The sequence below is a fragment of the Vibrio sp. 2130-1 genome (genome assembly GCF_033339515.1).
The window spans coordinates 1-547 of the sequence record NZ_JAWOUT010000614.1 but is presented as its reverse complement, the minus strand read 5'-3'; the positions used below and the strand labels follow the sequence as shown (position 1 = coordinate 547).

The following is a 547-nucleotide window of genomic DNA, read 5'->3' as shown; positions in this document are numbered from 1 at the left end:
CTTTAGTCAATTACCGTCAGCTTTCTATACTTTGGTCGAGCCACAACCCTTGGATAATACTCGCTGGGTTGCTTGGAATGGTGAGTTTGCACAGCAGTTTGGTTTACCAGCAGCGCAAAACGATGAGCTATTGGCGGTTTTTTCTGGGCAAAGCGAATTCGAACCGTTTCGTCCTCTGGCGATGAAATACGCAGGGCATCAGTTTGGCGTCTACAACCCAGACTTGGGTGATGGACGTGGATTGCTGTTGGCGGAAATTGAGCATCAAAATGGCACTTGGTTTGATATTCACCTTAAAGGCGCGGGGCTAACACCCTACTCGCGAATGGGGGACGGCAGGGCTGTGTTGCGCTCAACCATCCGTGAGTATCTATGTAGCGAAGCCATGGCGGGGCTTGGGATCCCGACGACTCGTGCTCCTGGTATGATGGTTAGTGACACGCCTGTTTATCGCGAGAAAACAGAATTCGGCGCAATGTTGATTCGTATGGCGGAGACCCACGTGCGTTTTGGCCATTTCGAGCACCTTTTCTATACCAATCAATTG

General features: G+C 50.6%; 1 protein-coding gene. It reads left to right on the top strand.

Annotation, left to right across the window (positions count from 1 at the left end):
* Positions 1-547, top strand: a 547-nt coding sequence (locus R7Q09_RS27705) for a protein adenylyltransferase SelO family protein (RefSeq protein ID WP_318144154.1), incomplete at both ends; no start/stop codon positions are given.